A 25,101-nucleotide genomic window follows, 5' to 3' on the forward strand; every position below is an offset into this window, starting at 1 on the left:
GCCCCGCAAAACGGGACCGGTCGGGTTGCATCAAACCACCAGATTGAACTGATTGATCAGCGGCAGAGACCGAGCGCGTTCTCCGGTCAGGTCAAAAAGCGCGTTGCCCAGTGCCGGCATTGATGGCGGCGTGCCGGGTTCTCCTGCGCCGCCCAGGTGACGGTTGGTTTCCAGTACGCGCACTTCGACTTCCGGGGCCGTGTGCATACGCATGGCGTCATAGTCGGGGAAGTTGAACTGCTCGACCTCGCCATCGGCAAAGGTTATTGCACCAAAGCAGGCCGCTGACAGGCCGTACATCATGCCGCCGAACATCTGCGCCTTGATGTTATCGGGGTCCAGCGCAATGCCCATATCGCAGGCAATCCAAGCCTTGCTGATGCGGATGCTGCCGTCTTCGTCAACGACTTCGATCACTTGCGCTACCGGAGTGCCGAAGCTGTAGGTGAAGGCGACCCCGCGGCCAACTCCGTCCGGGGTCTGGCCGGTCCAGCCCGACATGTCGCGCACCGCTTCCAGACACCCGGCCGATGGCGCGTGTTCGTTCTTCATCAGCTCCAGCCGGAATTCCAGCGGGTCGCGGCCGGCGGCATGGGCCATTTCATCCATGAAAGTTTCGTGGAAGAACCCGTTGTGGCTGTTGCCGACCGAACGCCAGAAGCCGACGGGAATATCCAGATCGGCGATGTGGCCGCTGATGCGATAGTTCGGCACGGCATATGGCTGGTTGAACAGCCCTTCGACAAGTACCTTGTCGGGGCCGCCGCCGGCGAACCCGGTCACGCGAGACACGGCCTGATGTGTGCAGGATTGCGAGGCGACCCGACCGTCAATCAGGACCGCCTGAGCGTCTTTGACCGCACCGCGCATCCGGGCTATTGCGCCGGGACGATAGAAGTCGTGGCGCATGTCCTCTTCCCGGCTCCAGGTCGTCAGAACCGGCGTGTTCGGCATGGCCAAGGCGATTTTTGTGGCGATGACCCCAAAGTCAAACTCCAGCCGACGGCCATAGCCCCCGCCCAGATAGGTGGTATGAACCTCAACAGCATCGGTTTCGAGATTGGCCGCCTCGGCAATTTTGATCTGCATGAAGGTCGGGGCCTGATTGCCGCCCCAGAATTCCAGTTTGTTGCCGGAAAACAGCGCGGCGGCCGTCATCGGTTCCATTGTCGCGTGGGCCAGATAAGGCACGGTGTATTCCGCGGATATCTCGGTGGCGCCGTCCGGCAGAGTGCTGACGTCGCCGTCATCGCGCATGGTCGAGTTCGGGTCGTTCTCGAACGCCTCGCTGATCCTGGCAAAGATTGCCTCTGTCCCGGGCGGATAGGGCGCGTCGCCCCAATCCACGTCAATGGCTTCGACTGCCTGATTGGCCAGCCATGTATTGGTGGCAATCACAGCAACGCCAGTGCCCAGATCGACGATTTTCTCGACCCCAGGCATTGACTTCGCGGCGGTGTCGTCAAAGCCGTTCATCTGGCCACCCAGTTTCGGGTTCATGCGGACCGAGGCGAACTTCATTCCGGGCAGGCGTACATCAATTGCGAATTCGGCGGTGCCGGTTGCCTTTTCGGCCATGTCCAGACGCGGTTGGGTCTGGCCAAGGTAACGCCATTCCGAGGGGTCACGCAGCGGTGCCTCGATCGGGTGGAGCTTGGCCACATCTTCGGCCAGTTCGGTGTAGGGTATCTTGTCGCCATTCGGGGCAATCACATGGCCCGAGGCCGTTTTCAGGGTACTGCGGTCCACGCCCAGACGGTCGGCGGCAGCCTGTTTCAGCGTTTCGCGGGCCGAGGCGCCGGCTTCCCGCATCCGCTCGAACCCGTCCTTCATCGAGGTCGAGCCGCCAGTCACATGCAGGCTGAGCACTTTGCCGATCCCGCCCAAAGCTTCACCCAGATTGTGCTGGAAATCAGAGATGTCGTAGCCCTTGTTCGGCAAGCCTTCACCGATCATGGCCGTGTTGTAATAGGCTTGCGCCGCCGGGCCGTGCAGGACGGTGATCTGGTCCAGATCCACGTCCAGTTCTTCCGCGATCAGTGCGGCCCAGGTGGTTTTCACGCTCTGCCCCATCTCGGCGCGGGGTGCAAAGAGGGTAACGCCGTTCTGGTCGATCAGAACGAACGGGTTCAGCGCCGCCTCGCCTTTGCCAGGTTTGAGCGGATTGGCGACCGGGCGGCTGACATAGTAGGCGCCGAACGCCACGCCGCCGACAATTGCGGCTGAACCGATCAGGAACGTGCGGCGGAGGATTTTACCAACAGATGCCATAGTTTACGCCTCGTTTATCTTGGACGCCGCATCGTGAATCGCGGCGCGAATGCGGGGATAGGTGCCACAGCGGCACAGGTTGCCCTGCATCGCCTCGTCGATATCGCTGTCGCTTGGGACGGGGTTTTCCGCCAGCAGCGCAGCGGCCTGCATGATCTGGCCTGACTGGCAATAACCGCATTGCGCGACCTGATGATCGACCCAGGCCTGCTGTATGGTCGCCATCGCGTCCGGGGTGCCGATACCTTCTATTGTGGTCACGTCACCCCAAACGTCCGATAGCGCAACCTGGCACGAGCGTACCGCCTCGCCATCAATATGGACGGTGCAGGCCCCGCAGGCTGCCACGCCACAGCCGAATTTGGTCCCGGTCAGGCCGACCTCATCCCGCAAGACCCAAAGCAGGGGGACGTCATCGGGCAGGTCAATCTGATGCTGCTTTCCATTGATCTTAAGGGCGGTCGCCATGGCGCACCTCTCGTAGCTGTCGCGGTTTCTGACACAATTGTTGAAAAGTGTCAGGATGTCAATTGACAAAATAAACAAAAAATGTCACGAATTTGAGCATGACAGAAGCAGTTGGCGATATACGGCAAAAAGCGATCCTGGACTCGGCCTTTCAGGCATTTGCTACGTACGGATTTCGCAAGACATCAATGGACGACATAGCGCGGGGCGCGGGGATGTCCCGACCGGCCGTGTATCTGCACTACAAGAACAAAGAAGCGATCGTCAGAAAGCTGACCGAACTCTACTATGCGGAAAAAAGCGCAGCGGTTGCTGCCGCGCTGGCGTCGCCCGGTTCCGTGCCGGACGTGTTGAAGCGAGCAATACGGGCGCAGACCGAAGGAATGGCAGCCATTCTGGCGCTGCCGCACGGGCTTGAACTGCTGGACAACACCAAGTCCATGTCTTCCGAGATCATCTCGGAGGGGGAGGCCATGCTGGCGGGGCTTTACGCAGACTGGCTGTCACACCAACAACAAGCTGGGCGCGTTCGGTTGTTCGCGGACGCCGTTGAAACCGGCCGGACCATTTCAGCGACGCTCAAGGGATTGAAACTGACCGGAGCGGGTGCCGAGGTTTACGAACAACAGGTAGGCCAGGTGGCTGACCTGTTCGGCGCCGGGCTTGAGGTCAGGTGACGCGCTGGCGAATTTTGTATTCCGGCGCATCCCACAATCTGTTCTGCATGATATCTGCAAGGATTTTGACCGCGCGTTCGACATCCTGTTCATCGATATAAAGCGGCGTGAAGCCAAAGCGCATTATGTCCGGGGCCCGGAAATCTCCGATCACGCCGTGCGCGATCAGGGCCTGCATCGCGGCATAGCCCTCGGTGAAGTGGAATGAGACCTGACTGCCGCGCAGGTTCGGATCTCGCGGGCTGGCCAGATGCAGACCAGGGCAGGTGGCTTCGACGCGCGCAACGAAAAGCTCGGTCAGTTCGATGGACTTGGCGCGCACGTCGTTCATGTCTGCCAGATCCCAGACATCCATTGCTGATGCAAGCGCGCTCATCTGAATGACCGGGGGGGTGCCGACCCGCATTCTTTCGATCCCGCTGCCCGGACGGTAATCCAGATCAAAGGCAAATGGCGCTTCGTGACCCAGCCAGCCGGACAGTGCGGGCCTGACGCTGTCAGCCAGACGTGGTGCGACATAGATAAAGGCTGGCGCGCCCGGACCACCGTTGAGGTATTTGTATGTGCAGCCCACTGCAAAATCTGCGTTGCAGCCCGACAGGTCAACGGGGATTGCGCCCGCAGAATGGGCCAGGTCCCAGACCGTAACTGTGCCGTTCGAATGCGCCTGTTCCGTCAGCGCCTTCATGTCGTGCATGCGTCCCGAGCGGTAGTCCACTTCCGTCAGCATCAGAACGGCAACGTCTTCGGTAATGTTCGCGGCCACGTCCTCGGGGGCGACCACACGCAATTCATAATCCGGTCCGAGTGAGCGCAGAAGCCCATCCGCCATGTAAAGGTCCGAGGGGAAGTTTCCGTTGTCCGACAGAACAACCTTGCGGTTGGGGCACAGCTCCAGCGCGGACGCCACGGCCTGATATACCTTGATCGACAATGTGTCGCCGACCACAACGCTGCCGGGTTCGGCCCCGATCAGCCGCCCGATACGATCACCCAGCCCGGTCGGCATTCCCATCCAGCCTGCCTTGTTCCAGCCGGTGATCAGCATTTGCCCCCATTCGTTGGCCATCATGTCCTGCACACGTGCGCCCGCCGCCTTGGGCAAGGGACCGAGCGAATTGCCATCCAGATAAATCACGCCCTCAGGCAGGTCGAACATGGCTTTGGTTGCGGCAAAATCGGTCATTCAGGGCTCATCTTATTGTGCTTCGGATCAGTGTTTCCACGGGCCTATCTGATCGGAAACCGCCTGTCCATCGATGCGACATCCTGAGCTTTGCCATTTTGGCCCGAAAGCGGTAGGACGTCGTTCAGAAGCGACATGATCGCGCGTGTCGTCAATCACAGGAAATGTGCGTGCAACGGATCGATGTACCACCCGTCTGGCTTTTGGGATTCGCCGTGCTCGCGTGGTTGCAGGGACGTCATCTGTCGTTGGATCTGTCGCTGGAAAGCGGCCTGACCGATCTTTTGAGTGGCATCCTGATCGGAGGGGGCATCCTTCTGGCCGTGTTGGCCATCGTCGAATTCCGCCGCCACAAAACCACCGTTAGTCCGCACGAAACACCAACCGCGATGGTGCGATCGGGCATCTACAAGCGCAGCCGCAATCCGATTTATCTGGGGGATGTTCTGATCCTGGCCGGTCTGATTCTGCGTTTTGATGCAGTGCTTTCGCTGGTTTTGGTGCCGGTCTTTGTCTGGGTCCTGGAACGCCGTTTTATCCTGCCGGAAGAAGACCGCCTGCGCCGGACATTCCGCGCCGATTTTGCCCGCTATGAACGGGAAACACGGCGGTGGATATGAGTGGGTTGCGGCGATGATCCAACGTCAAAAATGCTGCGCTTGCGAAATAATGTTGCGCAGGATACATGTTTGCTTATCAAACAATACCGACCACCTGCTCAGATTGAGTCAAAATTAGGGGGATAGCACCGGTGAAAATAGGCACACCGAAGGAAAGACTGGACGGAGAGAACCGGGTTGCGATGACGCCGGACTCTGCCGTGCAATTGCAGAAGCTGGGCTATGAGTGCCTGATCGAGAAGGGCGCGGGTGCCGCTGCCGGGTTCTCGGATGCGGCCTATGAGGCTGCGGGTGTCGAGGTGGTCAAGACCGCGGCGGCGCTTTGGAAGGCGGCCGATATTGTCGCCAAGGTGCGCCAACCGACCGATGTGGAATTGAAGCGGCTGACCAAGGGCAAGACGCTGATCTCGTTCTTCAACCCTGCGGGCAACGAAGAAGGCATGGAACTGGCCAAATCCAAGGGCGCAAACGTGATCGCCATGGAAATGGTTCCGCGTATTTCGCGCGCGCAGAAGATGGACGCATTGTCGTCGATGGCCAATATCGCGGGTTACCGCGCCGTGATCGAGGCGGGCAACAACTTTGGTCGCTTTTTCACCGGTCAGGTGACGGCGGCGGGTAAAGTGCCGCCTGCAAAGGTGCTGATCGTTGGCGCCGGTGTGGCCGGTCTGGCGGCCATCGGGACCTCGACCTCGCTGGGCGCGATCACCTATGCGTTCGACGTGCGCCCGGAAGTGGCCGAGCAGGTCGAGTCCATGGGTGCTGAATTCGTCTATCTGGACTTTGAAGAAGACCAACAAGACGGCGCGGCCACCGGTGGCTATGCTTCGGTCCAGTCCGAAGAGTTCCGCAATGCGCAGTTGGCCAAATTCCGTGAACTTGCGCCGGAAATGGACATCGTCATCACCACCGCGCTGATCCCGAACCGCGAAGCGCCCGAGCTTTGGACCAAAGACATGGTCGAAAGCATGAAGCCCGGCTCGGTCATTGTCGATCTGGCGGCGGAAAAGGGCGGCAACTGCAAGCTGACCGTGGCGGACGAGAAGATCGTGACCGACAATGGCGTGACCATCATCGGCTACACCGACTTCCCCAGCCGGATGGCAGCACAGTCCTCGTCTTTGTATGCGACCAACATCCGTCACATGATGACCGACCTGACGCCCGAAAAGGACGGTCAGATTAATCATGACATGGAAGATGACGTGATTCGCGGCTCGACTGTGACATTCGAGGGCGAGATTACCTTCCCGCCGCCGCCGCCCAAAGTGCAGGCGATTGCGGCGCAGAAGAAACCGGAAGTCAAGGAACTGACCCCGGAAGAGAAGAAGGCGCAGGAGATTGCGGCCTTCAAGGCGCAGACCAAGCAGCAGTTTACCCTGTTGGGTGTGGGCGGCGCGCTGATGTTGCTGGTGGGGCTGATCGCTCCGGCCAGTTTCATGCAGCACTTCATCGTCTTTGTGCTGGCGATCTTTGTGGGCTTCCAGGTGATCTGGAATGTTTCGCACAGCTTGCACACTCCGCTGATGGCGATCACCAACGCGATCTCGTCGATCATCATCGTTGGGGCCTTGATGCAGATCGGATCAGGATCGTTCCTGGTCATTCTGCTGGCGGCGCTGTCCGTCTTCATGGCCGGGATCAACATCTTCGGTGGCTTCCTCGTAACCCGGCGCATGCTTGCCATGTTCCAGAAATCTTAAGGAGGCCGGGCACATGGAATTTGGCTTCACTACTGCTGCCTATGTCGTTGCGGCTGTTTTGTTCATCCTTTCGCTCGGCGGTCTGTCGAACCAGGAAAGCGCCAAGCGCGCGGTCTGGTATGGCATCGTCGGTATGGCGCTGGCGGTCTTCGCCACGCTGGTTGGTCCCGGTTCGGGACTGTGGCTGCTGTCGCTGCTGCTGATAGCCGGTGGTGGTTTCATCGGCCAGTACGTGGCGCAGCGCGTGCAGATGACCGAGATGCCGCAGCTTGTCGCGGCTATGCACTCGCTGGTGGGTCTGGCGGCTGTGTTCGTCGGCTTCAACGCTCATTTCGAAATCGGTAACGTGGCGCAGGTGATGGCGATTGCCGACAGTGCGTCTCAGGCGGATCTTTCCGATCTGGGCGCATTTGCCAAGCTGATCGCCAAGAAGACCGCGGCGGAACTGGCAATCCTGCATGTCGAATTGTACCTCGGCATCTTCATCGGTGCGATTACCTTTACCGGTTCGGTTGTCGCCTATGGCAAGCTGGCGGGTAAGGTGACGAGCGCCGCAACCAAACTGCCCGGCGGTCATGCGCTGAACGCGGCGGCTGCCGGTCTCTCGCTGATCTGCCTGATCTGGTACACCTCGTCGGGTGGCCTGTTCCCGCTGATCCTGATGACGCTGGCGGCGCTGTTCATCGGTTACCACCTGATCATGGGCATCGGAGGCGCTGACATGCCGGTGGTTGTGTCGATGCTGAACAGCTACTCGGGCTGGGCCGCTGCGGCGATCGGCTTCTCGCTGGGCAACGACCTGCTGATCGTGGTCGGTGCGCTGGTGGGCTCGTCCGGTGCGATCCTGTCCTATATCATGTGTAAGGCGATGAACCGTCACTTTGTCAGCGTAATCCTGGGCGGTTTTGGCGGTCCTCAGGGCGAGCAGATGGCTGTTGAAGGCGAGCAGGTGGCGATTGACGCAGATGGCGTTGCGGCCGCGCTGAACGACGCTGACAGCGTGATCATCATCCCGGGTTACGGGATGGCCGTGGCGCAGGCGCAGCAGTCCGTTTCCGAACTGGTCCGCAAGCTGCGCGCCAAGGGCAAAGAGGTGCGTTTTGCGATCCACCCCGTAGCCGGTCGTCTGCCGGGCCATATGAACGTTCTGCTGGCCGAAGCGAAAGTGCCGTATGATATTGTTCTGGAAATGGACGAGATCAACGATGACTTCCCGGATACGGATGTGGCCATCGTGATCGGCTCGAACGACATCGTGAACCCTGCGGCGCAGGAGGATCCCAACAGCCCCATCGCCGGTATGCCGGTTCTGGAATGCTGGAAGGCCAAGCAGGTGTTCGTGTCCAAGCGTGGTCAGGGTACTGGCTATTCGGGTATCGAAAACCCGCTGTTCTTCAAGGAAAACACCCGCATGTTCTATGGCGACGCCAAGGCGAGCCTGGACAAGCTGCTGCCCATGATCGACTGATCGGCAGGCTGTATCAAAATTGCAAAGGGCGCCAGACGGCGCCCTTTTCTTTTTTTGTATGCAGGAGGCTTTGCCTCCTGACCTCCATGATATTTTTGGTCAGATGAAGCAGGCGGGGCGTGCTAGGCTGGGCGGGCCAGGTTGTTGACAGGAGGCGTTGATGGAAAAGGTGAACGGCATCGGCGGTGTGTTTTTCCGCGCGCGTAATCCGAAAGCGTTGTCCGCGTGGTACGAGACACATCTTGGGGTCAATCACTACGATCCTGTCCCCTGGAAACAGCGCGAGGGGTACACGGTGTTTGCGCCTTTCGACCAGGAGACCGAATATTTCGGCCGGTCAGAGCAACAGTGGATGATCAACTTCCGCGTCGATGATCTGGCAGCGTTAATCGCGCAGCTTGAGGCAGCAGGCATCCAGGTCGAAACCCGCGATGAGTGGGACAGTGAGGTCGGGAAGTTCGCTCGTATTTGCGACCCTGAAGGCAATCCGGTCGAGCTCTGGCAGCCAAATCAATAGGATAGCGCCACTGTATGCGGTGGTATTCATGTAAGTATATGAAATAAAACAATAATTGATGTATTTTGAATGCGGGGTATAGTGGCCTGGAGTCAGGGAGCTAAGAATGACGCCCATCCAGGATCATCCGCTGCGCTATGCGCTGGCCAATGAATTGCACGCGCGCCCGTTTCCGGTGGCGAAAACGCCCTGTACGGTGGTGTTTCTGGCCATCAAGAAGCCCGTTGCGGCGGCAGCGCGGGATCGTGATGAAGATGTTGCGCATCTGACGGATCTGCTGAACCGCCACGGAGCACCGCATCCGCAACCCGGGGCCACGCATTATGCCGGACAGATCGGGCGTCACTGGCTCAAATGGGAGCAGCACGCTGAATTCGTCACGTATACGGCCATTGCGCAGAATGTCAGTGACCGCCCGTTCAATCCGGCGGACTTCGAAATTTTTCCGCCCGACTGGCTGATGGCAAGCCCCGGTCAGCGCGTAACCTCGGCGATGCTGCGGGTGGTGGAATGCAAAGATTATGACTCCGTGAAGCCGATGCTTGCGGATTGGTTCGAACCGGAAAGCCTGGCGGTGGCCCGCGTTTTGGATGACGCCGCCATTTGCGCCAGCGATTTTCGCATCGACCCGGCGGGTCATATGCGCTTTGCCGTTTTTGTCCGTGACGGGACCAATCAGCGCCGGACTGGCCGTATCATTCAGCGTCTGTGTGAAATCGAGACCTATAAGGCAATGTCCATGCTGGGCTTTGCACGGGTGAAACAGCTGATGCCGCGAATAGGCGAACTGGACGGGAAGCTGACGGAGTTGATGAGGCAGATGACTGTCAGTTCGTCCAAGCCGGATGAGTTGTTGCCGCAACTGCTGTCCACGTCGATCGAACTGGAAACCCTGTCGGCCCAATCCTCTTTCCGCTTTGGAGCGTCGGGCGCCTATGAAGCCATCGTCAACCAACGGATCGAAATCCTGCGTGAGGAACGGTTCGAGGGCGGCCAGTCTTTTGCCGATTTCATGATGCGCCGCTATGACCCGGCTATGCGCACCGTAAAGTCGGCCGAGCGCCGCCTGCAAGCCTTGTCGGACCGGGCTATCCGCGCCGGCGACCTGCTGCGGACACGGGTGGATGTGGAACGAAGTGCGCAGAACCAGGCGCTGCTGGAAAGCATGGATCGTCGCGCGGATCTGGCCTTGCGACTTCAGCACACGGTAGAAGGTTTGTCGGTTGTTGCAATCAGCTATTATGCGGTGTCTTTGGTCAGCTATCTTTTGTATCCGCTGACGAGCGCGGGCATCAGCAAGGGGATGCTGACGGCCGCCGTGACATTGCCGGTTGTCGCAGGCGTTTGGGTCGGTGTTCGCCATATCCGCAAGCGGCTGTCCTAGATCACGTTTGCCAAAATCCATCAGGCCTGTAGAACGGGGCTGGCAGGTTTGCCCGGCAAGAGGGGTTTTTCGTGATCGGAATTGTGGTCGCATGGCGCGCCGTCGCGGCCATGTTCATCCTGAACGGTGCCTTGTTCGGCATCTGGGCATCGCGCATCCCCGCGGTGCGTGACAGGCTGGAGCTGACGCACGAGGCGTTGGGTTATGGCTTGCTGTTCATGGCGGCAGGGGCGGTGTGTTCATTTCCAGTGACGGGGCGTCTGACCGACCGTTTCGGAGCTGTCGTTATCACGCGTGTGATTGCCGTTCTCTACACGCTTTCGCTGATCCTTCTGGCTCTGGCAGGCGGTTTCTGGGCGCTGGCTGTTTTTCTGTTCATCTTCGGAGCCTTCCACGGGTCGATGGACGTGGCGATGAACGCCTGGGCGGCCGAGGTAGAGCAGACTTATGATAAACCCGTCATGTCCTCGTTTCACGCGATGTGGAGCCTTGGGGCTGGGCTGGGGGCGCTCAGCGGTTACATTGCGGTCCAGATGGGGCTGACCGTGATCACTCATTTCCTGCTGGCGGGTGGGATTGTCGTAGGGTTTGCGCTTGCTCTGTCATGGGTGCGCTGGACGTCAAAACTGTCGGAAAGCGCGGGCGGCGCCGTTTTTGCATGGCCGTCCGGTGCTTTGGTTCTTGTTGGAATTGCGGCCCTGTGTGGTGCGTTGGGCGAGGGAGCGGTCGCGGACTGGAGCGCGGTCTACCTGCGCGATGTCACGGAAGCGACCGAAGGTGTTGCAGCGTTGGGTTATGCGGTGTTTTCGGTCGCGATGGTTGCGCTCAGACTGGCGGGTGGTGTGTTCATAGCCCGGTTCGGGCCGGTCAGTATCGCAAGATTCGGCGGTGTCTGTGCGGCCATCGGGGTGTTTTGCGTGGTATCCGCTGCGGCGACCTCGCTGGCTTTGTTCGGCTTTGCTTTGATGGGGATCGGTTATGCCGTCATCATGCCTCTGGCATTCAGTCGTGCCGCGAATGACCCGCTGGTGCCCCCCGGACAGGCAATTGCCAGTGTTGCAACGCTTGGATATGGCGGGTTGCTGATCGGGCCGCCATTGATCGGGTTTCTGGCCGAATTGTTTGGCCTGAGAATGGCGTTTTCGGTGCTGATACCGCTGGCGGTACTGATCGTCGTGTTGGCCGGCGCGCTGAAACGCGCCGGCTGACTTGGTTCAACGTCCGCGAATACGCGGGTCCAGAGCGTCGCGCAGACCGTCACCCAGATAGTTGACGCTTAGCACCGTCAGCGAGATCGCAAGACCGGGCCAGAACACGCGCTCAGGGTATTGCTGCAGATAGTCGACACCGTCAAACAGCAACCGGCCCCAGGTCGGGAAGTCCGGCGGAAAGCCCAGACCTAGGAACGACAGTGCGCTTTCGGTGATGATCGCGGTGGCGATGCCCAGCGTGGCGGAGACCATGATCGGGGACAGTACATTAGGCAGGATGTGCCGTGTGATGATCTGTCCGTTGCTTGTCCCGATCGAGCGTGCGGCCAGAACGAACTCCCGCTCCTTGATCGCCAAAACATCTCCGCGCACGATCCGTGCTGTCGGCATCCATGACGTGACGCCGATTGCAGCGACGATCAGAATGAAGATCCCGCGCTCCAGCCCGAATGCCGCCGACAGCGGTTCGCGGAACAGCAGCATCATGACCAGAAGCAATGGCAGCAGGGGCAGGGCGAGGAACAGATCGGTCAGGCGCATCAACGGCCCGTCCAGCCGTTTGAAGAACCCGGCCAGAACGCCGATGAAAGATCCCAGGAACAACGCCAGCAACATCGCGGTGATGCCCACAGAGACCGAGGTTTGCCCGCCTGACATCATACGGGCCAGAATGTCACGGCCCAACTGGTCTGTTCCAAACGGGTGCGACCAGCTTGGCCCCTGATTGCGGGACCGGATGTCGATCTGTGTCGGGTCGATGCTCCACAGATAAGGACCAATGTAGACGCCGGCCACGATGAAGATAAACAGGATGGCCCCGATCATCGCGCCCTTGTGGGTCTTGAACTGATCCCAGACATCGCGCCACTGACTGCGGGGCGGGGTGGCCAGTTCCTCCAGCACGTCCGCCGTTGGCAGGGCGGTCGAGGCCGGGGCAAGCCCTTCGTCAGGAACCAGAGAATCCGTGCGATCATGATCAGTCATAGCGAATCCTCGGGTCCAGAATGCCATACAGGACGTCTGCGATCAGGTTGAACAGCACGATCAGGACGGCGAAGATGAAGGTCAACGTCTGCACCATCGGCAGGTCATTGGCCTGAATGGCCCCGATCAGCAATTGGCCGATGCCGTTCACCTTGAAGACCTGCTCGGTAATGATGGCGCCGCCGAAGATGGCGGGAATGCCCAGAGCAATCACGGTGACAACCGGAATCATCGAATTGCGCAGCACGTGGACCATCACGACGGTGTATTCGCTAAGGCCCTTGGCGCGGGCGGTGCGGACGTAGTCCTGGTTGAGGTTATCCAGCATCGAGGCGCGCATGAACCGGCTGAGTTGTGCTGTGATCTGAAGCGCCAGAACCATGACAGGCATGATCATCTGCTTCAGCTGCACGACAAAACTGTCCCAGCTGTCGACCACATGTGTTGTGTCATAGATTGACGGGAACCAGCCAAGTTGGACCGAGAAGATCACGATCACCAGCACGCCCGAGAAGAAAGGCGGGACCGAGAAGCCGACCATCGACACGAATGTACCCATCTGATCGAACCAGGAATACTGGCGGTATGCGGAATAGATGCCGATGGGCAGCGCGATAAGGATGGCGACCACATAAGCGGTGCCGACGACCCACAGGGTCTGCGGGATACGCTGAACGACGATGTCCATGACGGGCGAGCGGGTCTGCCACGAAATCACACGCAGATCGCCTTCGGAGAAGGTCGTGCCGAACATCGAGTCGATCAGCACCTGCGGTTCAATCCAGAAGAACTGCACGATCCATTTCCAGAACCGGATATGCATCGGCTGCCCGAGGCCAAGCGCCTCGCGCATCTTCTCTTTGACTTCGGGGGGGACGGTAAGCGGAACCTGCGCCATGGGATCGCCGGGTGCGAGTTCAAGCAGCAGGAAGATGACGAGACTGATGAACAGGAGCGTCGGAACGGCCAGAATCAGTCGTCTGATGGTGAAGTTGAGCATCAAAAGGCGCCTTTATTGTGCGTCTTCTTGTTGGAGTGGTGTGCAAATGACCGCGCCCCGATACAGATCGGGGCGCAGCTTTGCAACTTGATGTTTAGGATCCGGTCTTGCGGTACCAGTCTGCTGCATTCCACAGCTCGCTGTCCCAAACATTCAGGATCACGCCACCCAGGGTGTTTGCGTGCGCCGACAGACGGCCACGGTGCACCAGCGGGATCATACCGCCGTTTTCAACCATGATGTCGTTCAGACGACGGGCGATTTTCGCACGCTCTTCCGCACCGGCGGTTTCGGCCAGCTGACCATGCAGCTTGTCGAATTCTTCGTTGCAGAAGCGGCTGATGTTTTCACCCTGCCACTGCGATTCCGGCTTGGGAGCCTTGTCGCACAAGCCGTTGCCCAGATAGGACTGGGGGTCGGTGCCGTTGAAGGTGTTGGCGTACATTTCAACGTCCGCATAGAACTTCTGGAAGGTGTCGGGCGAACCCGGGTCACCGCCGAAGAAGACCGACGCGTTGATGTTGCGCAGCTCGGTTTCGATACCGATCTGGCTCCACCATTCCTTGATCAGCGCCTGGAAGTCCTGACGGACGGCGTTGGTCGAGGTCTGGTAGACGATCTTCAGCGGAACGCCGTCTTTTTCACGCACGCCGTCGCCATCAGAGTCTACGATACCCGCGTCATCCAGCAGTTTCTTCGCACCTTCGATGTCCTGCGTGTCACAGGAAAAGGTGTCCGAATTCACGGCAGCCGGGGCCGGAACCCAGTTACAGGTGACCTGACCGGCCTGGCCATAGCCGATTTCCACCAGCAGCGGACGGTCGATTGCCAGAGACATCGCCTTGTAAACCGCAGGATCCTGCAGGAACGGGTGCGGATGCGCAGCAGTCGAACGCTCGCCTTCCGGCAGATCGGGCGACGGGTTGGTCTGGTTCAGCATGATGCGCTCGACCAGCGGGCCGAAGCCTGCGACCGGAGTGCCCTTGCCGCCTTCCTGCATCTGCTGGATCACCTCGGGTGCCAGCTGCAGGTTCCAGGCATAGTCAAACTCGCCGGTTTCCATCACCGCGCGGCCCGCCGCAGTTGCGTCACCGCCTCCTTTGAAGGTCAGCGTCGCAAAGGCAGGTTTTGCCGGATCACGGTAGTTGTCGTTGGCCTTCATGGTGATCACGTCGTTCGGCTTGAACTCGGTGACGACAAACGGGCCGGTGCCGATCGGGTTAAAGTTCTGCTCGGTGCATTCGGGGGCTTTCGCGCCCAGGCAGTCGGCAAACTGTGCGGCCTGAATGATCGGGCTTTCGCCGCCGACAAACGGACCATAGGGGAACGGGGTCGGTGCATCGAACGTGACCTTTACGGTCAGGTCGTCCACGGCTTCGACCGATGTGACACCTTCGAATTTGGTCACCTGCGCGCAGCCACCTTCGGGGTGCATGCAGTAGTCAGCTGTGAATTTCACGTCCGCAGAAGTGAACGGACTACCATCCGACCAGGTGATTCCCGGTGCGATTTTCCAGGTGATCGAGGTCAGATCTTCGCTGACACCGCCGTTTTCAACGGTTGGAATTTCCGATGCCAGATAAGGCACCATGTTGCCGTCCTGGTCGTAGCGGGCGAGCGGTTCGATCACCAGCGAGGCCGACTCCACATCCTTGGTGCCACCTGAAAGGAACGGGTTCAGGATCGACGGTGCCTGCCAGTAGATGATGCTGACATTGCCGTCCGATCCGCGCTCGGCAAAGGCCATCGGGGCCATCGCCGTGCTTGCAATCGCACCAAGCAAAAGGGTTTTGATTTTCATCATACACTCCATGTTGGACACATTCGTGTCTCGATTATCTCCGCAAGGCCTGCGGGTTTGGCGTTGCCGTGTGGGATTGTAAGGCGCTGAAAAGAAACATGTATGCAAGCCACGCTTCGCGAATTCCGCCATCTCCCAAAAACGGTTACGCGGCGTATCGAAACAGAGTTTTGGAAAATTGCAAGCCTTGCCTTAAGGAAAACCTGCAATGCGTTTGACTTTTCCCTTCCTGCCGCCTTAGCGTTTGGCATTCAAAAATAACAAGCCGCCAAGGGGAGCGTGCGCGTGCTGGATCAGCCTATTGCCCAGATTAAGAATCTCAGGGTCGAATTTCAGACCAAGGATGGTCCGGTGGTCGGGGTCGAAGATGTCTCGTTTTCGGTCAATCCCGGCGAAACCGTATGTATCGTTGGTGAATCGGGGTCGGGGAAATCCGTCTCGTCTCTGTCGCTGATGCGGCTGGTGGAATTCGGCGGCGGTGAGATCGCGGGTGGGCAACTGCTGTTTGACCGGCGCGACAAGACCGAAATGGACCTGTCTGGGGCCGATCAGAATCTGATGAAACAGATTCGCGGCAACGAGATCGGAATGATCTTTCAGGAGCCGATGACAGCGCTGAACCCCGTTTTTACCGTTGGCCGGCAGTTGACCGAAGGGTTGCGGATCCACAAGAACCTGTCCAAATCGCAGGCCGAGGACCGCGCGCTGGAACTGCTGCGTCAGGTCCGCATTCCAGAACCCGAACGGCGACTGAAGCAATACCCGCACGAATTGTCCGGCGGCATGCGCCAGCGGGTGGTGATCGCCATGGCCATGGCCTGCGAGCCGCGCCTGCTGATCGCGGATGAACCCACCACAGCGCTGGACGTGACCATTCAGGCCGAGATCCTCGCACTGATGGACCGGCTCAAGCGGGAAACCGGCACGGCGGTGATGTTCATTACGCATGACATGGCGGTTGTGGCGCAGATGGCCGACCGCGTCGTGGTCATGTTCCGCGGCAACAAGGTCGAAGAGGGCACGGTCAAGGAGATCTTTGAGAATCCGCAGCACGACTACACCAAGGCGCTGCTGGCCGCTGTTCCGAAACTGGGCGAAATGCAGGGAAAATCGGCCCCGGAACCGATGAAGCTGCTGGGTGTCGAAGGGCAGAACATCGCGCCAATCCCTGGCACTGAAGAAGTTCTGCTGTCCGTCAAGAACCTGACCACCCGGTTCCCCGTCAAGGGTGGGCTGCTGCGCCGCACGATTTCCAATGTGCACGCGGTCGAAGACGTTTCGTTCACCCTGAACAAGGGCCAGACGCTGAGCCTTGTGGGCGAATCAGGGTGCGGCAAATCTTCGGCGGGTCGGTCGATCCTGCGGCTGGTCGAGCCGATGGCAGGTGAGGTCAATCTGGATGGCCTTGATATCATGAAACTGGATTCTGCGGGTCTGCGCAAAGCGCGGCTGGATATGCAGATGATCTTTCAGGACCCGTTCGCCTCGCTCAATCCGCAGATGCAGCTGATCGATCAGGTGGCCGAACCGATGCGCAACTACGGTGTCGCGTCCGGCTCGGAGTTGCAGGACCGTGTGGCGCAACTGTTCGACAAGGTACAGTTGCCGCGCAGCTTCATGCGTCGTTTCCCGCACGAGATGTCGGGTGGTCAGCGGCAGCGGATCGCGATTGCCCGAGCGCTGGCGCTGAACCCCAAACTGATCGTCGCGGACGAGGCGGTATCGGCGCTTGACGTATCGGTCCAGGCGCAGGTTCTGAACCTGATGATGGAGCTTCAGTCGGAACTTGGCCTCAGCTATCTGTTCATCAGCCACGACATGGCCGTGGTCGAGCGGGTCAGCCACCATGTCGGCGTCATGTATCTGGGCCGCATTGTCGAACTTGGCCCGCGTGCCCGGGTGTTCGAGAACCCGCAGCACGCCTATACTCAGGCGCTGATGAAGGCTGTTCCGATTGCCGATCCGAACCAGCGGAAATCGGAAAAGGATCTGAATTTCAAGCCGATCCCGTCGCCAATTCATCCAATCGGCTATAAACCCGAACCTTCAGAATACCGCGAGGTCGAGCCGGGTCACTTCGTCCTAACCACGGATAGCGGTTACTGATCCCCATGCCGCACCGCCTGACGCCGCTTGAGATCATGACGCGCCTGATCTCGTTCCCGACGGTGAGCCGTGAGACCAACCTGCCTCTGGTGGACTGGGTCGAAGCTTACTTGGCCAGCCACGGCATCACGTCGCATCGCTGGCCCGATCCGAACCAGCCTCACAAAGCCGCCCTGCTGGCCCATGTTGGCCCCTGGCAGGAAGGGGCGGTTGTCCTGTCCGGCCATACCGATGTCGTGCCCGTTGACGGGCAGCCATGGGACAGCGACCCTTTCACTGTTGTTGAAAGAGACGGCAAATATTTCGGACGCGGAACCTGCGACATGAAGGGCTTTGACGCACTGGCCATCTGGGCATTGGTCGAGGCGCAATACGCGGATCTCAAACGACCTCTGCAACTGGCGCTGAGCTTTGATGAGGAGGTTGGCTGCACCGGAGCCCCGCCGATGATCGAAGCCATGCAGGAGTTTCTGCCCAAAGGATCCGCGGTGATCGTGGGCGAGCCGTCGATGATGCAGGCCGTCACGGGCCACAAAGGCAGCTTCGGGTATGATACACATGTTGTCGGGTTTGAGGTCCACAGCTCGATCATGCATACCGGGGTCAACGCGATCATGTCGGCGGCGCCGCTGATCGATTGGGCCAACGATCGTAATGCCGAGAATATGGCAGCCGAACCGAGTGATGTCGCCGCGATTTTCGACCCGCCCTGGACCACTTGCCATGTCGGGATGATCGAAGGGGGCACGGCGCACAATATCACTGCAAAGGACTGCCGGTTCATGATGGACTTCCGAGTGGTGCCCGGTGAACAGGCATCGCACTGGAGAACGGACTATCTGAAGCAGGTGCGGCAGATCGAAGCCCGGATGCAGCAGGTCCACCCGGAAGCGCGCATCGACGTGGCCGAGGATTTTGCAGTACCGGCGCTGGTGCCCGAACCTGATGGAGAGGCCGAGGCCTTGGTGCGATCCCTGACGGGGGACAATGCCTCGCATGTTGTCAGCTACGGGACTGAAGCGGGGCAGTTTCAGGAAGCGGGCTATTCAGCGGTTATTTGCGGCCCCGGCGATATTGCACAGGCCCATCAGCCGAACGAGTTCATAACGATTGCACAGTTCAATGAAGGTCACAGATTTATGGAGCGGCTGGTAAACAAGCTCGGCGCCTGAGATTTGTGGCCACTTGGTCGATATTGAAACTCTTGTCACAGGAGGATGAAAATGCCCGTCAAAAACAGGCTAGCCGAAATGCATGGCGAGATCACCAAATGGCGCCGCCATCTGCATGCCAATCCAGAATTGATGTATGACGTCCACGAAACGGCCGCCTTTGTAACAGAGCGCCTGAAAGCGTTTGGCGTGGATGAGATTACGCCCGGTATCGGCAAAACAGGCGTTGTTGGCGTGATCCGGGGGCGGACCGACACGAAGGGTCGTGTCGTGGGTCTGCGCGCCGATATGGATGCGCTGCCCATCGAAGAGGCAACCGGGCTCGACTATGCCTCGACCGTGCCGGGCAAGATGCATGCCTGCGGGCATGACGGCCATACCTCGATGCTGCTGGGGGCGGCACAGTATCTGGCTGAGACCCGGAATTTTGATGGGACCGTTGTTCTGATTTTCCAGCCCGCCGAAGAAGGCGGCGCGGGCGGATTGGCGATGTGTCAGGATAGCCTGATGGAACGATGGGGCATTCAGGAAGTATACGGCATGCACAATATGCCGGGTCTTCCGGTGGGAGAGTTCGCCATTCGACCTGGTGCCTTGCTGGCCTCGTCCGACGAGTTCGAGATTGTTGTGACGGGCAAGGGCGGGCACGCCGCCGCGCCGCATGATGCGGTGGACACAACACTTGTCGCATCTCATATAGTCGTGGCTTTGCAGTCGGTTGTGTCGCGCACCGTCGATCCGATCAAGCGTGTGGTGCTGACGGTCGGTACCTTCGTGACTGATAGCGTTGCGTCAAACGTGATCGCGCACACGGTGCGGCTGCAGGGCACGGTGCGAACGCTGGATCCCGAGTATCGCGCCATCGCGGAAGAGCGGGTGCGCCGGATCGCCGAGGACACGGCCTCGGCCTTTGGTGCAACGGCAAAAGTGATCTGGACGCCGGGGTACCCGGCGACTGTCAATACCGATGCGGAAACAGGCTATGCTGCCGAAGCTGCGGCGGCTGTTGCCGGCAAGGTGAATGATAGCGTCGATCCGATCATGCCGTCGGAAGATTTCGCCTACATGCTTGAAGAACGGCCGGGCGCCTACATCTTTGTTGGCAATGGGGACACCGCCATGTGCCACCATCCTGAATATAACTTTGATGACGAAGCCATACCCGCGGGCTGCAGTTGGTACGCGGAAGTGGTGGAACGACGAATGCCTGTCGCATGACACACAGGGGAGAATGACATGCCTATCAAGAACCGCCTTGCCGAGATGCAGGAAGAAATCACCGCTTGGCGACGGGATCTTCATGAAAATCCGGAAATACTGTTCGAAACGCATCGCACCAGCGCGGTGGTCGCCGACAAGCTGAAGGAATTCGGCTGTGACGAGATTGTAACCGGCATCGGGCGAACCGGCGTTGTTGGCGTGATCAAGGGCAAGTCGGATACCAAAGGCAAGGTCATCGGACTTCGGGCGGATATGGATGCGCTACCGATCCATGAGGCGACCGGGCTGGACTATGCATCGAAAACTCCGGGTGCCATGCATGCCTGTGGCCATGACGGGCATACGGCGATGTTGTTGGGGGCCGCAAAATATCTGGCTGAAACCCGCAATTTCGATGGAACGGTTGTGGTCATCTTCCAACCTGCCGAAGAAGGCGGCGGCGGCGGGCGCGAGATGTGCGAAGATGGCATGATGGATCGCTGGAATATTCAGGAAGTCTATGGAATGCACAACTGGCCTGGTAAGCCCGTAGGGTCGTTTGCGATCCGTCCGGGTGCGTTCTTTGCAGCTACTGACCAGTTCGACATCACGTTCGAAGGCCTTGGCGGCCACGCGGCCAAACCACATGAAACTGTTGATACGACCGTCCTCGCCGCCAATGCAGTTTTGGCGTTGCAGACCATCGCTTCGCGTAATGCCGATCCGGTCGATCAGATTGTGGTATCCGTAACCTCGTTCGAAACCTCCTCCAAGGCTTTCAACGTGATCCCTCAGACGGTTCAGATCAAGGGAACCGTGCGCACCATGAGCAATGCTATGCGGGATCTGGCTGAGCGCCGGATCAACGAAATCTGCAACGGCGTTGCCGCGACTTACGGTGGGAACGCTGATGTGACCTATATCCGGGGCTATCCGGTTATGGTGAACAGCGACGAGCAGACCGATTTTGCGGCGGACGTGGCGCGTTCAGTCTCAGGCGCTTGCGAGGAGGCACCTCTGGTCATGGGCGGCGAGGATTTTGCCTTTATGCTGGAAGAACGTCCGGGCGCTTATATTCTGGTTGGCAACGGCGACACGGCGATGGTGCATCACCCGCAATACAACTTCAATGATGAGGCCATTCCGGCAGGATGCAGTTGGTGGGCCGAGATTGTCGAGCAAAGGATGCCGGCCGCCTGACGGCAAAGGCGATGGGGGCACTGCCCCCGTCGCGCCTATGGCGCGCCTCCCCCGGGATATTTTTAGCCAGATGAAGCGTGGACCCCACGGGCGATCACGTGAGAGAAAGATACGTGCAGAGTGTATCTGTGACGTCGTCCAGCGCCGATTTTTGAGTGTTCACGCAGGTTTTCACGGCGCTTTGGGCTTCCGCTAATGCCACTTTGTCGCTCAGCCAAGTGGCGACGGCGGTGGCAAGGTCTTGTGCTGTCCGCACCTCGATTGTGCCGCCACTTTCGATCAGAGGCGCAAATGTTTCGGCAAAGTTGAAATACCCCGGCCCGGTAATGACGGCCGCGCCGGCCTGTGCCGGTTCAAACGGATTGTGACCGCCGATTTCCTTGAGCGAGCCGCCCAAAAATACGATCGGACACAAGGCATACCAGGTTCCAGTTTCGCCGAGGGTATCGGCGACGTAGACCTGCGTGTCTGCCGTGATTGGCATGTCGGCAGAGCGCAGCGACATGGAAAGGCCGGCCTGCTGGATCAATGTACCGACATCTTCGCGCCGTTCAGGATGGCGGGGGATCAGCAGGAGTAGCAGGTCGGGCCAGCTTTCCAGCAATTGCGCGTGGGCCGCCAGCACGATTTCCTCTTCTCCGGCGTGGGTGGAACTGGCGATCCAGACCGGCCGCCCGGCAATCTGGCTGCGGATGCTGGTCAGCGTTTCCTTGTTCACGGGCAGGGGGTCGGACATCGACTTGAGGTTGGTCCCGGGCTTGACCCGGTCAGCTTGGGCCCCCATGGCCAGCAGGTTGGCCGCCGCCTTGTCGTTCTGAGTCAAAAACAAGCGAAACTGTTCAAGGATGAACCGTGCTGTTCGCGGACGCTTTTTCCAGCCAGCGACCGATTTATCCGACAGTCGGGCATTGAGCAGGGCAAGCGGCATTCCCAGGTGCGAGGCCTCGACAATCAGGTGCGGCCAGATTTCGCTTTCGACGAAGATCCCGGCATCGGGCTTCCAATGGGCGAGAAACCGTCCGACGGGGCCGCCGGTGTCCAGCGGCGGGTACTGGTGGCGCGTTCTGGGCGGAAGGCGCTTTTCGATAAGGGCCGCCGAGGTCGGAGTGCCGGATGTGATCAGGAAATGCGCATCTGGCAGCTTTTCCGCAAGCCGATTGATCAGGCTGAGAACGGACAGGCTTTCTCCGACGCTGGCGGCGTGAAACCAGACCAGGCGGCCATCTGGACGGGGCTGGCTTGCGTGGCCGAGGCGTTCCTGTTGCCGTGCCTGGGGAACCCCTGCAGCCTGCAGCTTGTTGCGCACGGTACGCCAGACAAGCGGTGCGGCAATTGAGGTCAGGCCGCAATACAATCGATAAAGCAGTGTCTGGCCGTTCCGGCGCGGCATGTCAGCCGCCTGTGTGGCTCATGTGGCGGCTCATCCGGCCATCTACCGCCTGACGGGAATAGTCGAAATCATGCCCCTTGGGTTTGAGGTTGATCGCAGCGCGGATCGCGTCTTCGAGCGGTTGTTCCGTATCCGGATGATCCCGCAGCGGATCGCGCAGATCGGCCATGTCTTCCTGGCCCAGGCACATGTACAGCTCGCCCGTACAGGTCAGCCGCACGCGGTTGCAGCTTTCGCAGAAATTGTGGCTGAGCGGCGTGATGAAGCCGATCTTCTGCCCCGTTTCCTCGAGCCGGACGTAGCGCGCAGGGCCGCCGGTCCGCTCGGCCAGATCGGTGACCCGGTATTGGTTTTCGTATTCGGCCCGTACATCCTTGAGTGACCAGTACTGATCCAGACGATCTTCGTTGCCGATGTCCCCCATCGGCATGACCTCGATCCAGGTCAGGTCCATGTCACGCTCGGTGCACCATTGCGTGATGCGCGGCAGTTCTTCCTCGTTGAAGCCTTTCAGAGCCACGGCATTGATCTTGATCCGCAATCCGGCTTTTTGTGCGGCATCAATGCCGTTCAGCACTTGTTTCAGGCGTCCCCAACGGGTGATGCGGGCGAATTTTTCGTCATCCAGCGTATCCAGCGACACGTTGATCCTGCGCACGCCCGCGGCATACAGATCCTCGGAAAAACGGTTTAGCTGTGATCCGTTGGTTGTCAGTGTCAGCTCTTTCAGCGCGCCGCTGTCCAGATGCCGGGTCATGGCGTTGAAAAAGCTCATGATGTTACGGCGCACCAGTGGTTCCCCGCCGGTTATGCGCAGCTTTTCGACGCCCAGCCGGACAAATGTCGAACACATGCGATCCAGCTCCTCGAGAGTCAGCAGGTCCTTCTTGGGCAGGAACGTCATGTTTTCGGACATGCAATAGACGCAGCGGAAATCGCAGCGATCCGTGACGGAAACACGGAGATAGGTGATGGCGCGCGCAAACGGGTCGATAAGAGGAGCTGTCATGCGACATAGGTAAAGCTGCGGCCTGCCCGCGACAAGGGTGAAGTTTCCTTTGCGCTGGCATAGATGGGCACAGATCGATAGGTTGTGGCCATGAGATATGCGGTTTTGGTGTTTTGCGCTTTGCTGGCGGGATGTGACGCGGTTCGGTCAACGACGGACCGGGTTTTTGGCGGTGGCGATGGCGCTGCCGAACAGGATGCTGCGACTGCCGGGGACGCGGTCGAACCGGAACCTGTTGCGGCCACTGCGGCTGGTTGGATCGGCGCCAGAACGACCGTCGCCGCGCTGGGTGATCCCACGACGCCGGGACGCTGGATGGAAACCCCTTTGGTCGAGACCGAGTTTACGGGCCGTGTTCTGGTCCCAAGTACGGGGGCGCAGGCCTATATTGCGCTGGTTCCGGCACCGGGACCTGAAAGCGGGGGCAGCCGTCTGTCGCTGGATGCAATGCGGGCACTTTTGTTGCCGCTCGACGCTCTGGTCGAACTTGAAGTCTATTCCAACTGATCTTTCAGGTATTTTCCGGCCTCGCGGCGGGCAAACGGCTTCATCTGGCTGCCATGCGCGGACAGAAACGCAATGACGCGGGACGGATCGTGTTTGGACAGTTCGCGCAGCCACCAGGCGACAGATTTCTGAATGAACCAGTCACGATCGGGAACATAACCCGCAGCCCAACCCAGAATACGGTCGCGGCGTTGCAGATCGTCGGGTTTGGGGTGGTTTTGCTTGGTCCAGGGCAGGGTGGCGACCAGAGCAGCCCTGCGGGTCCACATGTGGTCTGAGGTGGTCCAGAGCTCCACCTGATCCAGCCGTTCGGGGTCTGCTGTAAGGCGCTTTTGCATTGCCATGCAGGCGTGATCGGCCACCGCCCAGGCGTCAAAATCCGGCAACCAGCTGTGCAGCAGTTCCCAGACCGCCTGATCTGGCCGGATACGGGCCTGCGTCAGCAGTTTGGCAGCAGCAAGACGAGCCTCGTGAATGTTGCTCTGCCACAGAGCGTCCGCCACTTCTACGCGATCAGAAACATCCAGCTCTTGCCGCCACGACTTGGTGAGGTCGTTCAAAACCGGATTGGCAACCCCCAGATAAGGACGCTCGACCTTGTGATAGGCCGCAATCTGGTCTGCGCGCTCGGGGTCGGCATGAGCCTTGATCTGGTTGAGATAGCTATCCGGCATCGCCGCCCTTTTCCAAGGCACGGGTGGGGTGGCCGTCAATCGTGGAGTGGTTCTTGTCGACCCAATAGGCACGGATGTCCTCGTCGGATTTTCCGTCGACCCACTTTTGCATCGTGTCGCGGTCCGATTGGAATTCCATGAACGGAACCGCGTAGCCACAGGATGTTTGCACCATGTCGAGGCTGAGGTCATAGATCTGCCGCGCGCTGCGATGAGTGGGGAACAGGGCGGCCAGTTCGTCCCAGCCATCGTCGCCGACGTGCAGGGTATGTGCAGTGCCATAGGTGCGCAGGATCAGCGGGCGCGTGGTGAAGGAACACCACATCAGCGTCATGCGATTGGTCTGCAGCAAATGACCGGCGGTTTCGTTGCCACTGCCGGTCAGGTTCATCCAGACGATCCGGTTGGGCCCAAGAACACGTAATGAATCCATGCCCTTGGGCGAGATATTGACGCGACCTTCAGGCCCTGCGGTGCCAACGAAGAACATGTGCTGGTCTTCGATGAACTTGCGTTGGGCGGCGTCCAGTTCCGGGAATTGTTTGGACATTGT

Annotated in this window: 22 protein-coding genes; 12 read left to right on the forward strand and 10 right to left on the reverse strand. The window is 59.5% G+C overall.

The genetic code is table 11. The features are described 5' to 3' along the window. Nucleotides 1–30 precede the first annotated feature (30 nt). The gene (locus tag ACR0FE_RS16965) at nt 31–2,271 is read right to left on the reverse strand and encodes a xanthine dehydrogenase family protein molybdopterin-binding subunit (protein ID WP_480914103.1); all 2,241 of its coding nucleotides are present in this window, start codon (nt 2,269–2,271) and stop codon (nt 31–33) included. A 3-nt stretch (nt 2,272–2,274) separates the two neighbouring features. Next, on the reverse strand, nt 2,275–2,739 hold the full coding sequence (locus ACR0FE_RS16970; RefSeq protein ID WP_170806577.1) for a (2Fe-2S)-binding protein: 465 nt from the start codon (nt 2,737–2,739) through the stop codon (nt 2,275–2,277). A gap of 98 nt (nt 2,740–2,837) precedes the next feature. On the opposite strand from ACR0FE_RS16970, the gene ACR0FE_RS16975 reads away from it, so the two are divergent. Continuing rightward, the gene (locus ACR0FE_RS16975; protein ID WP_170615298.1) at nt 2,838–3,416 is read left to right on the forward strand and encodes a TetR/AcrR family transcriptional regulator; all 579 of its coding nucleotides are present in this window, start codon (nt 2,838–2,840) and stop codon (nt 3,414–3,416) included. Here the strand turns inward: ACR0FE_RS16975 and kynU are convergent. Continuing rightward, nucleotides 3,409–4,602: a kynureninase gene (gene kynU, locus ACR0FE_RS16980; RefSeq protein WP_480914105.1), complete on the reverse strand. Its 1,194-nt coding sequence runs from the start codon at nt 4,600–4,602 to the stop codon at nt 3,409–3,411. The genes ACR0FE_RS16975 and kynU overlap by 8 nt on opposite strands. Nucleotides 4,603–4,772: 170 nt before the next feature. Between kynU and ACR0FE_RS16985 the strand changes: the two genes are divergently transcribed. The 6 genes from ACR0FE_RS16985 to ACR0FE_RS17010 all read left to right on the forward strand — a co-directional run bounded on the left by ACR0FE_RS16985 (nt 4,773) and on the right by ACR0FE_RS17010 (nt 11,502). Beyond that, on the forward strand, nt 4,773–5,222 hold the full coding sequence (locus ACR0FE_RS16985; RefSeq protein WP_480914107.1) for a methyltransferase family protein: 450 nt from the start codon (nt 4,773–4,775) through the stop codon (nt 5,220–5,222). Nucleotides 5,223–5,353: 131 nt separating this feature from the next. Next, nucleotides 5,354–6,925 (forward strand): Re/Si-specific NAD(P)(+) transhydrogenase subunit alpha, encoded by a 1,572-nt coding sequence (locus ACR0FE_RS16990; RefSeq protein WP_170615301.1) that lies wholly within the window; start codon nt 5,354–5,356, stop codon nt 6,923–6,925. A gap of 13 nt (nt 6,926–6,938) precedes the next feature. After that, on the forward strand, nt 6,939–8,393 hold the full coding sequence (locus ACR0FE_RS16995; protein WP_170615302.1) for an NAD(P)(+) transhydrogenase (Re/Si-specific) subunit beta: 1,455 nt from the start codon (nt 6,939–6,941) through the stop codon (nt 8,391–8,393). A gap of 160 nt (nt 8,394–8,553) precedes the next feature. Then, on the forward strand, nt 8,554–8,910 hold the full coding sequence (locus ACR0FE_RS17000; protein WP_480914110.1) for a VOC family protein: 357 nt from the start codon (nt 8,554–8,556) through the stop codon (nt 8,908–8,910). Between the two features lie 106 nt (nt 8,911–9,016). Further along, complete coding sequence (locus ACR0FE_RS17005) at nt 9,017–10,294, forward strand: DUF3422 family protein (protein ID WP_480914113.1); 1,278 nt, start codon at nt 9,017–9,019, stop codon at nt 10,292–10,294. A 71-nt stretch (nt 10,295–10,365) separates the two neighbouring features. Then, nucleotides 10,366–11,502: an MFS transporter gene (locus tag ACR0FE_RS17010; RefSeq protein WP_480914116.1), complete on the forward strand. Its 1,137-nt coding sequence runs from the start codon at nt 10,366–10,368 to the stop codon at nt 11,500–11,502. Nucleotides 11,503–11,508: 6 nt separating this feature from the next. On the opposite strand, the gene ACR0FE_RS17015 is transcribed toward ACR0FE_RS17010, so the two are convergent. The 3 genes from ACR0FE_RS17015 to ACR0FE_RS17025 all read right to left on the reverse strand — a co-directional run bounded on the left by ACR0FE_RS17015 (nt 11,509) and on the right by ACR0FE_RS17025 (nt 15,290). Then, a complete protein-coding gene (locus tag ACR0FE_RS17015; RefSeq protein ID WP_170806572.1) occupies nt 11,509–12,489 on the reverse strand; it encodes an ABC transporter permease in 981 nt (326 codons plus the stop codon). After that, nucleotides 12,482–13,489, reverse strand: a complete 1,008-nt coding sequence (locus tag ACR0FE_RS17020) for an ABC transporter permease (RefSeq protein WP_170615306.1) — start codon at nt 13,487–13,489, stop codon at nt 12,482–12,484. Before ACR0FE_RS17020 ends, ACR0FE_RS17015 begins: the two co-directional genes overlap by 8 nt. Before the next feature lie 94 nt (nt 13,490–13,583). Then, the gene (locus ACR0FE_RS17025) at nt 13,584–15,290 is read right to left on the reverse strand and encodes a peptide ABC transporter substrate-binding protein (protein ID WP_170615308.1); all 1,707 of its coding nucleotides are present in this window, start codon (nt 15,288–15,290) and stop codon (nt 13,584–13,586) included. Between the two features lie 285 nt (nt 15,291–15,575). Between ACR0FE_RS17025 and ACR0FE_RS17030 the strand changes: the two genes are divergently transcribed. From ACR0FE_RS17030 to ACR0FE_RS17045, 4 genes are read left to right on the forward strand one after another with little or no spacing between them, the layout of a single operon-like run. After that, nucleotides 15,576–17,396, forward strand: coding sequence for an ABC transporter ATP-binding protein (locus ACR0FE_RS17030; protein ID WP_170806571.1), 1,821 nt, complete (start codon nt 15,576–15,578; stop codon nt 17,394–17,396). A gap of 5 nt (nt 17,397–17,401) precedes the next feature. Beyond that, nucleotides 17,402–18,568, forward strand: a complete 1,167-nt coding sequence (argE, locus tag ACR0FE_RS17035; protein ID WP_170806570.1) for an acetylornithine deacetylase — start codon at nt 17,402–17,404, stop codon at nt 18,566–18,568. Between the two features lie 51 nt (nt 18,569–18,619). Then, complete coding sequence (locus ACR0FE_RS17040; RefSeq protein WP_480914121.1) at nt 18,620–19,786, forward strand: M20 aminoacylase family protein; 1,167 nt, start codon at nt 18,620–18,622, stop codon at nt 19,784–19,786. Nucleotides 19,787–19,804: 18 nt separating this feature from the next. Continuing rightward, nucleotides 19,805–20,968, forward strand: coding sequence for a M20 aminoacylase family protein (locus ACR0FE_RS17045; RefSeq protein ID WP_480812199.1), 1,164 nt, complete (start codon nt 19,805–19,807; stop codon nt 20,966–20,968). A gap of 94 nt (nt 20,969–21,062) precedes the next feature. Here ACR0FE_RS17045 and ACR0FE_RS17050 read toward each other — a convergent pair whose 3' ends face one another. Both ACR0FE_RS17050 and moaA read right to left on the reverse strand, forming a co-directional pair. After that, complete coding sequence (locus ACR0FE_RS17050) at nt 21,063–22,358, reverse strand: 3-deoxy-D-manno-octulosonic acid transferase (RefSeq protein ID WP_480914125.1); 1,296 nt, start codon at nt 22,356–22,358, stop codon at nt 21,063–21,065. Between the two features lies 1 nt (nt 22,359). Further along, complete coding sequence (moaA, locus tag ACR0FE_RS17055) at nt 22,360–23,367, reverse strand: GTP 3',8-cyclase MoaA (RefSeq protein WP_480914127.1); 1,008 nt, start codon at nt 23,365–23,367, stop codon at nt 22,360–22,362. A gap of 90 nt (nt 23,368–23,457) precedes the next feature. Here moaA and ACR0FE_RS17060 point away from each other — a divergent pair, with 90 nt between their 5' ends. Further along, a complete protein-coding gene (locus ACR0FE_RS17060; protein WP_170615322.1) occupies nt 23,458–23,874 on the forward strand; it encodes a hypothetical protein in 417 nt (138 codons plus the stop codon). Here the strand turns inward: ACR0FE_RS17060 and ACR0FE_RS17065 are convergent. Together ACR0FE_RS17065 and ACR0FE_RS17070 are read right to left on the reverse strand one after the other, a co-directional pair. Continuing rightward, nucleotides 23,862–24,548 (reverse strand): DNA alkylation repair protein, encoded by a 687-nt coding sequence (locus ACR0FE_RS17065; RefSeq protein WP_170615324.1) that lies wholly within the window; start codon nt 24,546–24,548, stop codon nt 23,862–23,864. The genes ACR0FE_RS17060 and ACR0FE_RS17065 overlap by 13 nt on opposite strands. Next, nucleotides 24,538–25,098, reverse strand: a complete 561-nt coding sequence (locus tag ACR0FE_RS17070) for a pyridoxamine 5'-phosphate oxidase family protein (protein WP_170615326.1) — start codon at nt 25,096–25,098, stop codon at nt 24,538–24,540. The genes ACR0FE_RS17065 and ACR0FE_RS17070 overlap by 11 nt, the downstream gene beginning before the upstream one ends. Nucleotides 25,099–25,101: the final 3 nt, after the last annotated feature.

It is taken from the genome of Ruegeria sp. K7 (assembly GCF_056531785.1).

Coding starts and splice junctions, on each gene's coding strand:
- ACR0FE_RS16965 (WP_480914103.1), bottom strand. CDS start 2,271: ATGGCATCTGTTGGTAAAATCCTCCGCCGCACGTTCCTGATCGGTTCA.
- ACR0FE_RS16970 (WP_170806577.1), bottom strand. CDS start 2,739: ATGGCGACCGCCCTTAAGATCAATGGAAAGCAGCATCAGATTGACCTG.
- ACR0FE_RS16975 (WP_170615298.1), top strand. CDS start 2,838: ATGACAGAAGCAGTTGGCGATATACGGCAAAAAGCGATCCTGGACTCG.
- kynU (WP_480914105.1), bottom strand. CDS start 4,602: ATGACCGATTTTGCCGCAACCAAAGCCATGTTCGACCTGCCTGAGGGC.
- ACR0FE_RS16995 (WP_170615302.1), top strand. CDS start 6,939: ATGGAATTTGGCTTCACTACTGCTGCCTATGTCGTTGCGGCTGTTTTG.
- ACR0FE_RS17000 (WP_480914110.1), top strand. CDS start 8,554: ATGGAAAAGGTGAACGGCATCGGCGGTGTGTTTTTCCGCGCGCGTAAT.
- ACR0FE_RS17005 (WP_480914113.1), top strand. CDS start 9,017: ATGACGCCCATCCAGGATCATCCGCTGCGCTATGCGCTGGCCAATGAA.
- ACR0FE_RS17015 (WP_170806572.1), bottom strand. CDS start 12,489: ATGACTGATCATGATCGCACGGATTCTCTGGTTCCTGACGAAGGGCTT.
- ACR0FE_RS17020 (WP_170615306.1), bottom strand. CDS start 13,489: ATGCTCAACTTCACCATCAGACGACTGATTCTGGCCGTTCCGACGCTC.
- ACR0FE_RS17025 (WP_170615308.1), bottom strand. CDS start 15,290: ATGAAAATCAAAACCCTTTTGCTTGGTGCGATTGCAAGCACGGCGATG.
- argE (WP_170806570.1), top strand. CDS start 17,402: ATGCCGCACCGCCTGACGCCGCTTGAGATCATGACGCGCCTGATCTCG.
- ACR0FE_RS17040 (WP_480914121.1), top strand. CDS start 18,620: ATGCCCGTCAAAAACAGGCTAGCCGAAATGCATGGCGAGATCACCAAA.
- ACR0FE_RS17045 (WP_480812199.1), top strand. CDS start 19,805: ATGCCTATCAAGAACCGCCTTGCCGAGATGCAGGAAGAAATCACCGCT.
- ACR0FE_RS17050 (WP_480914125.1), bottom strand. CDS start 22,358: ATGCCGCGCCGGAACGGCCAGACACTGCTTTATCGATTGTATTGCGGC.
- moaA (WP_480914127.1), bottom strand. CDS start 23,367: ATGACAGCTCCTCTTATCGACCCGTTTGCGCGCGCCATCACCTATCTC.
- ACR0FE_RS17060 (WP_170615322.1), top strand. CDS start 23,458: ATGAGATATGCGGTTTTGGTGTTTTGCGCTTTGCTGGCGGGATGTGAC.
- ACR0FE_RS17065 (WP_170615324.1), bottom strand. CDS start 24,548: ATGCCGGATAGCTATCTCAACCAGATCAAGGCTCATGCCGACCCCGAG.
- ACR0FE_RS17070 (WP_170615326.1), bottom strand. CDS start 25,098: ATGTCCAAACAATTCCCGGAACTGGACGCCGCCCAACGCAAGTTCATC.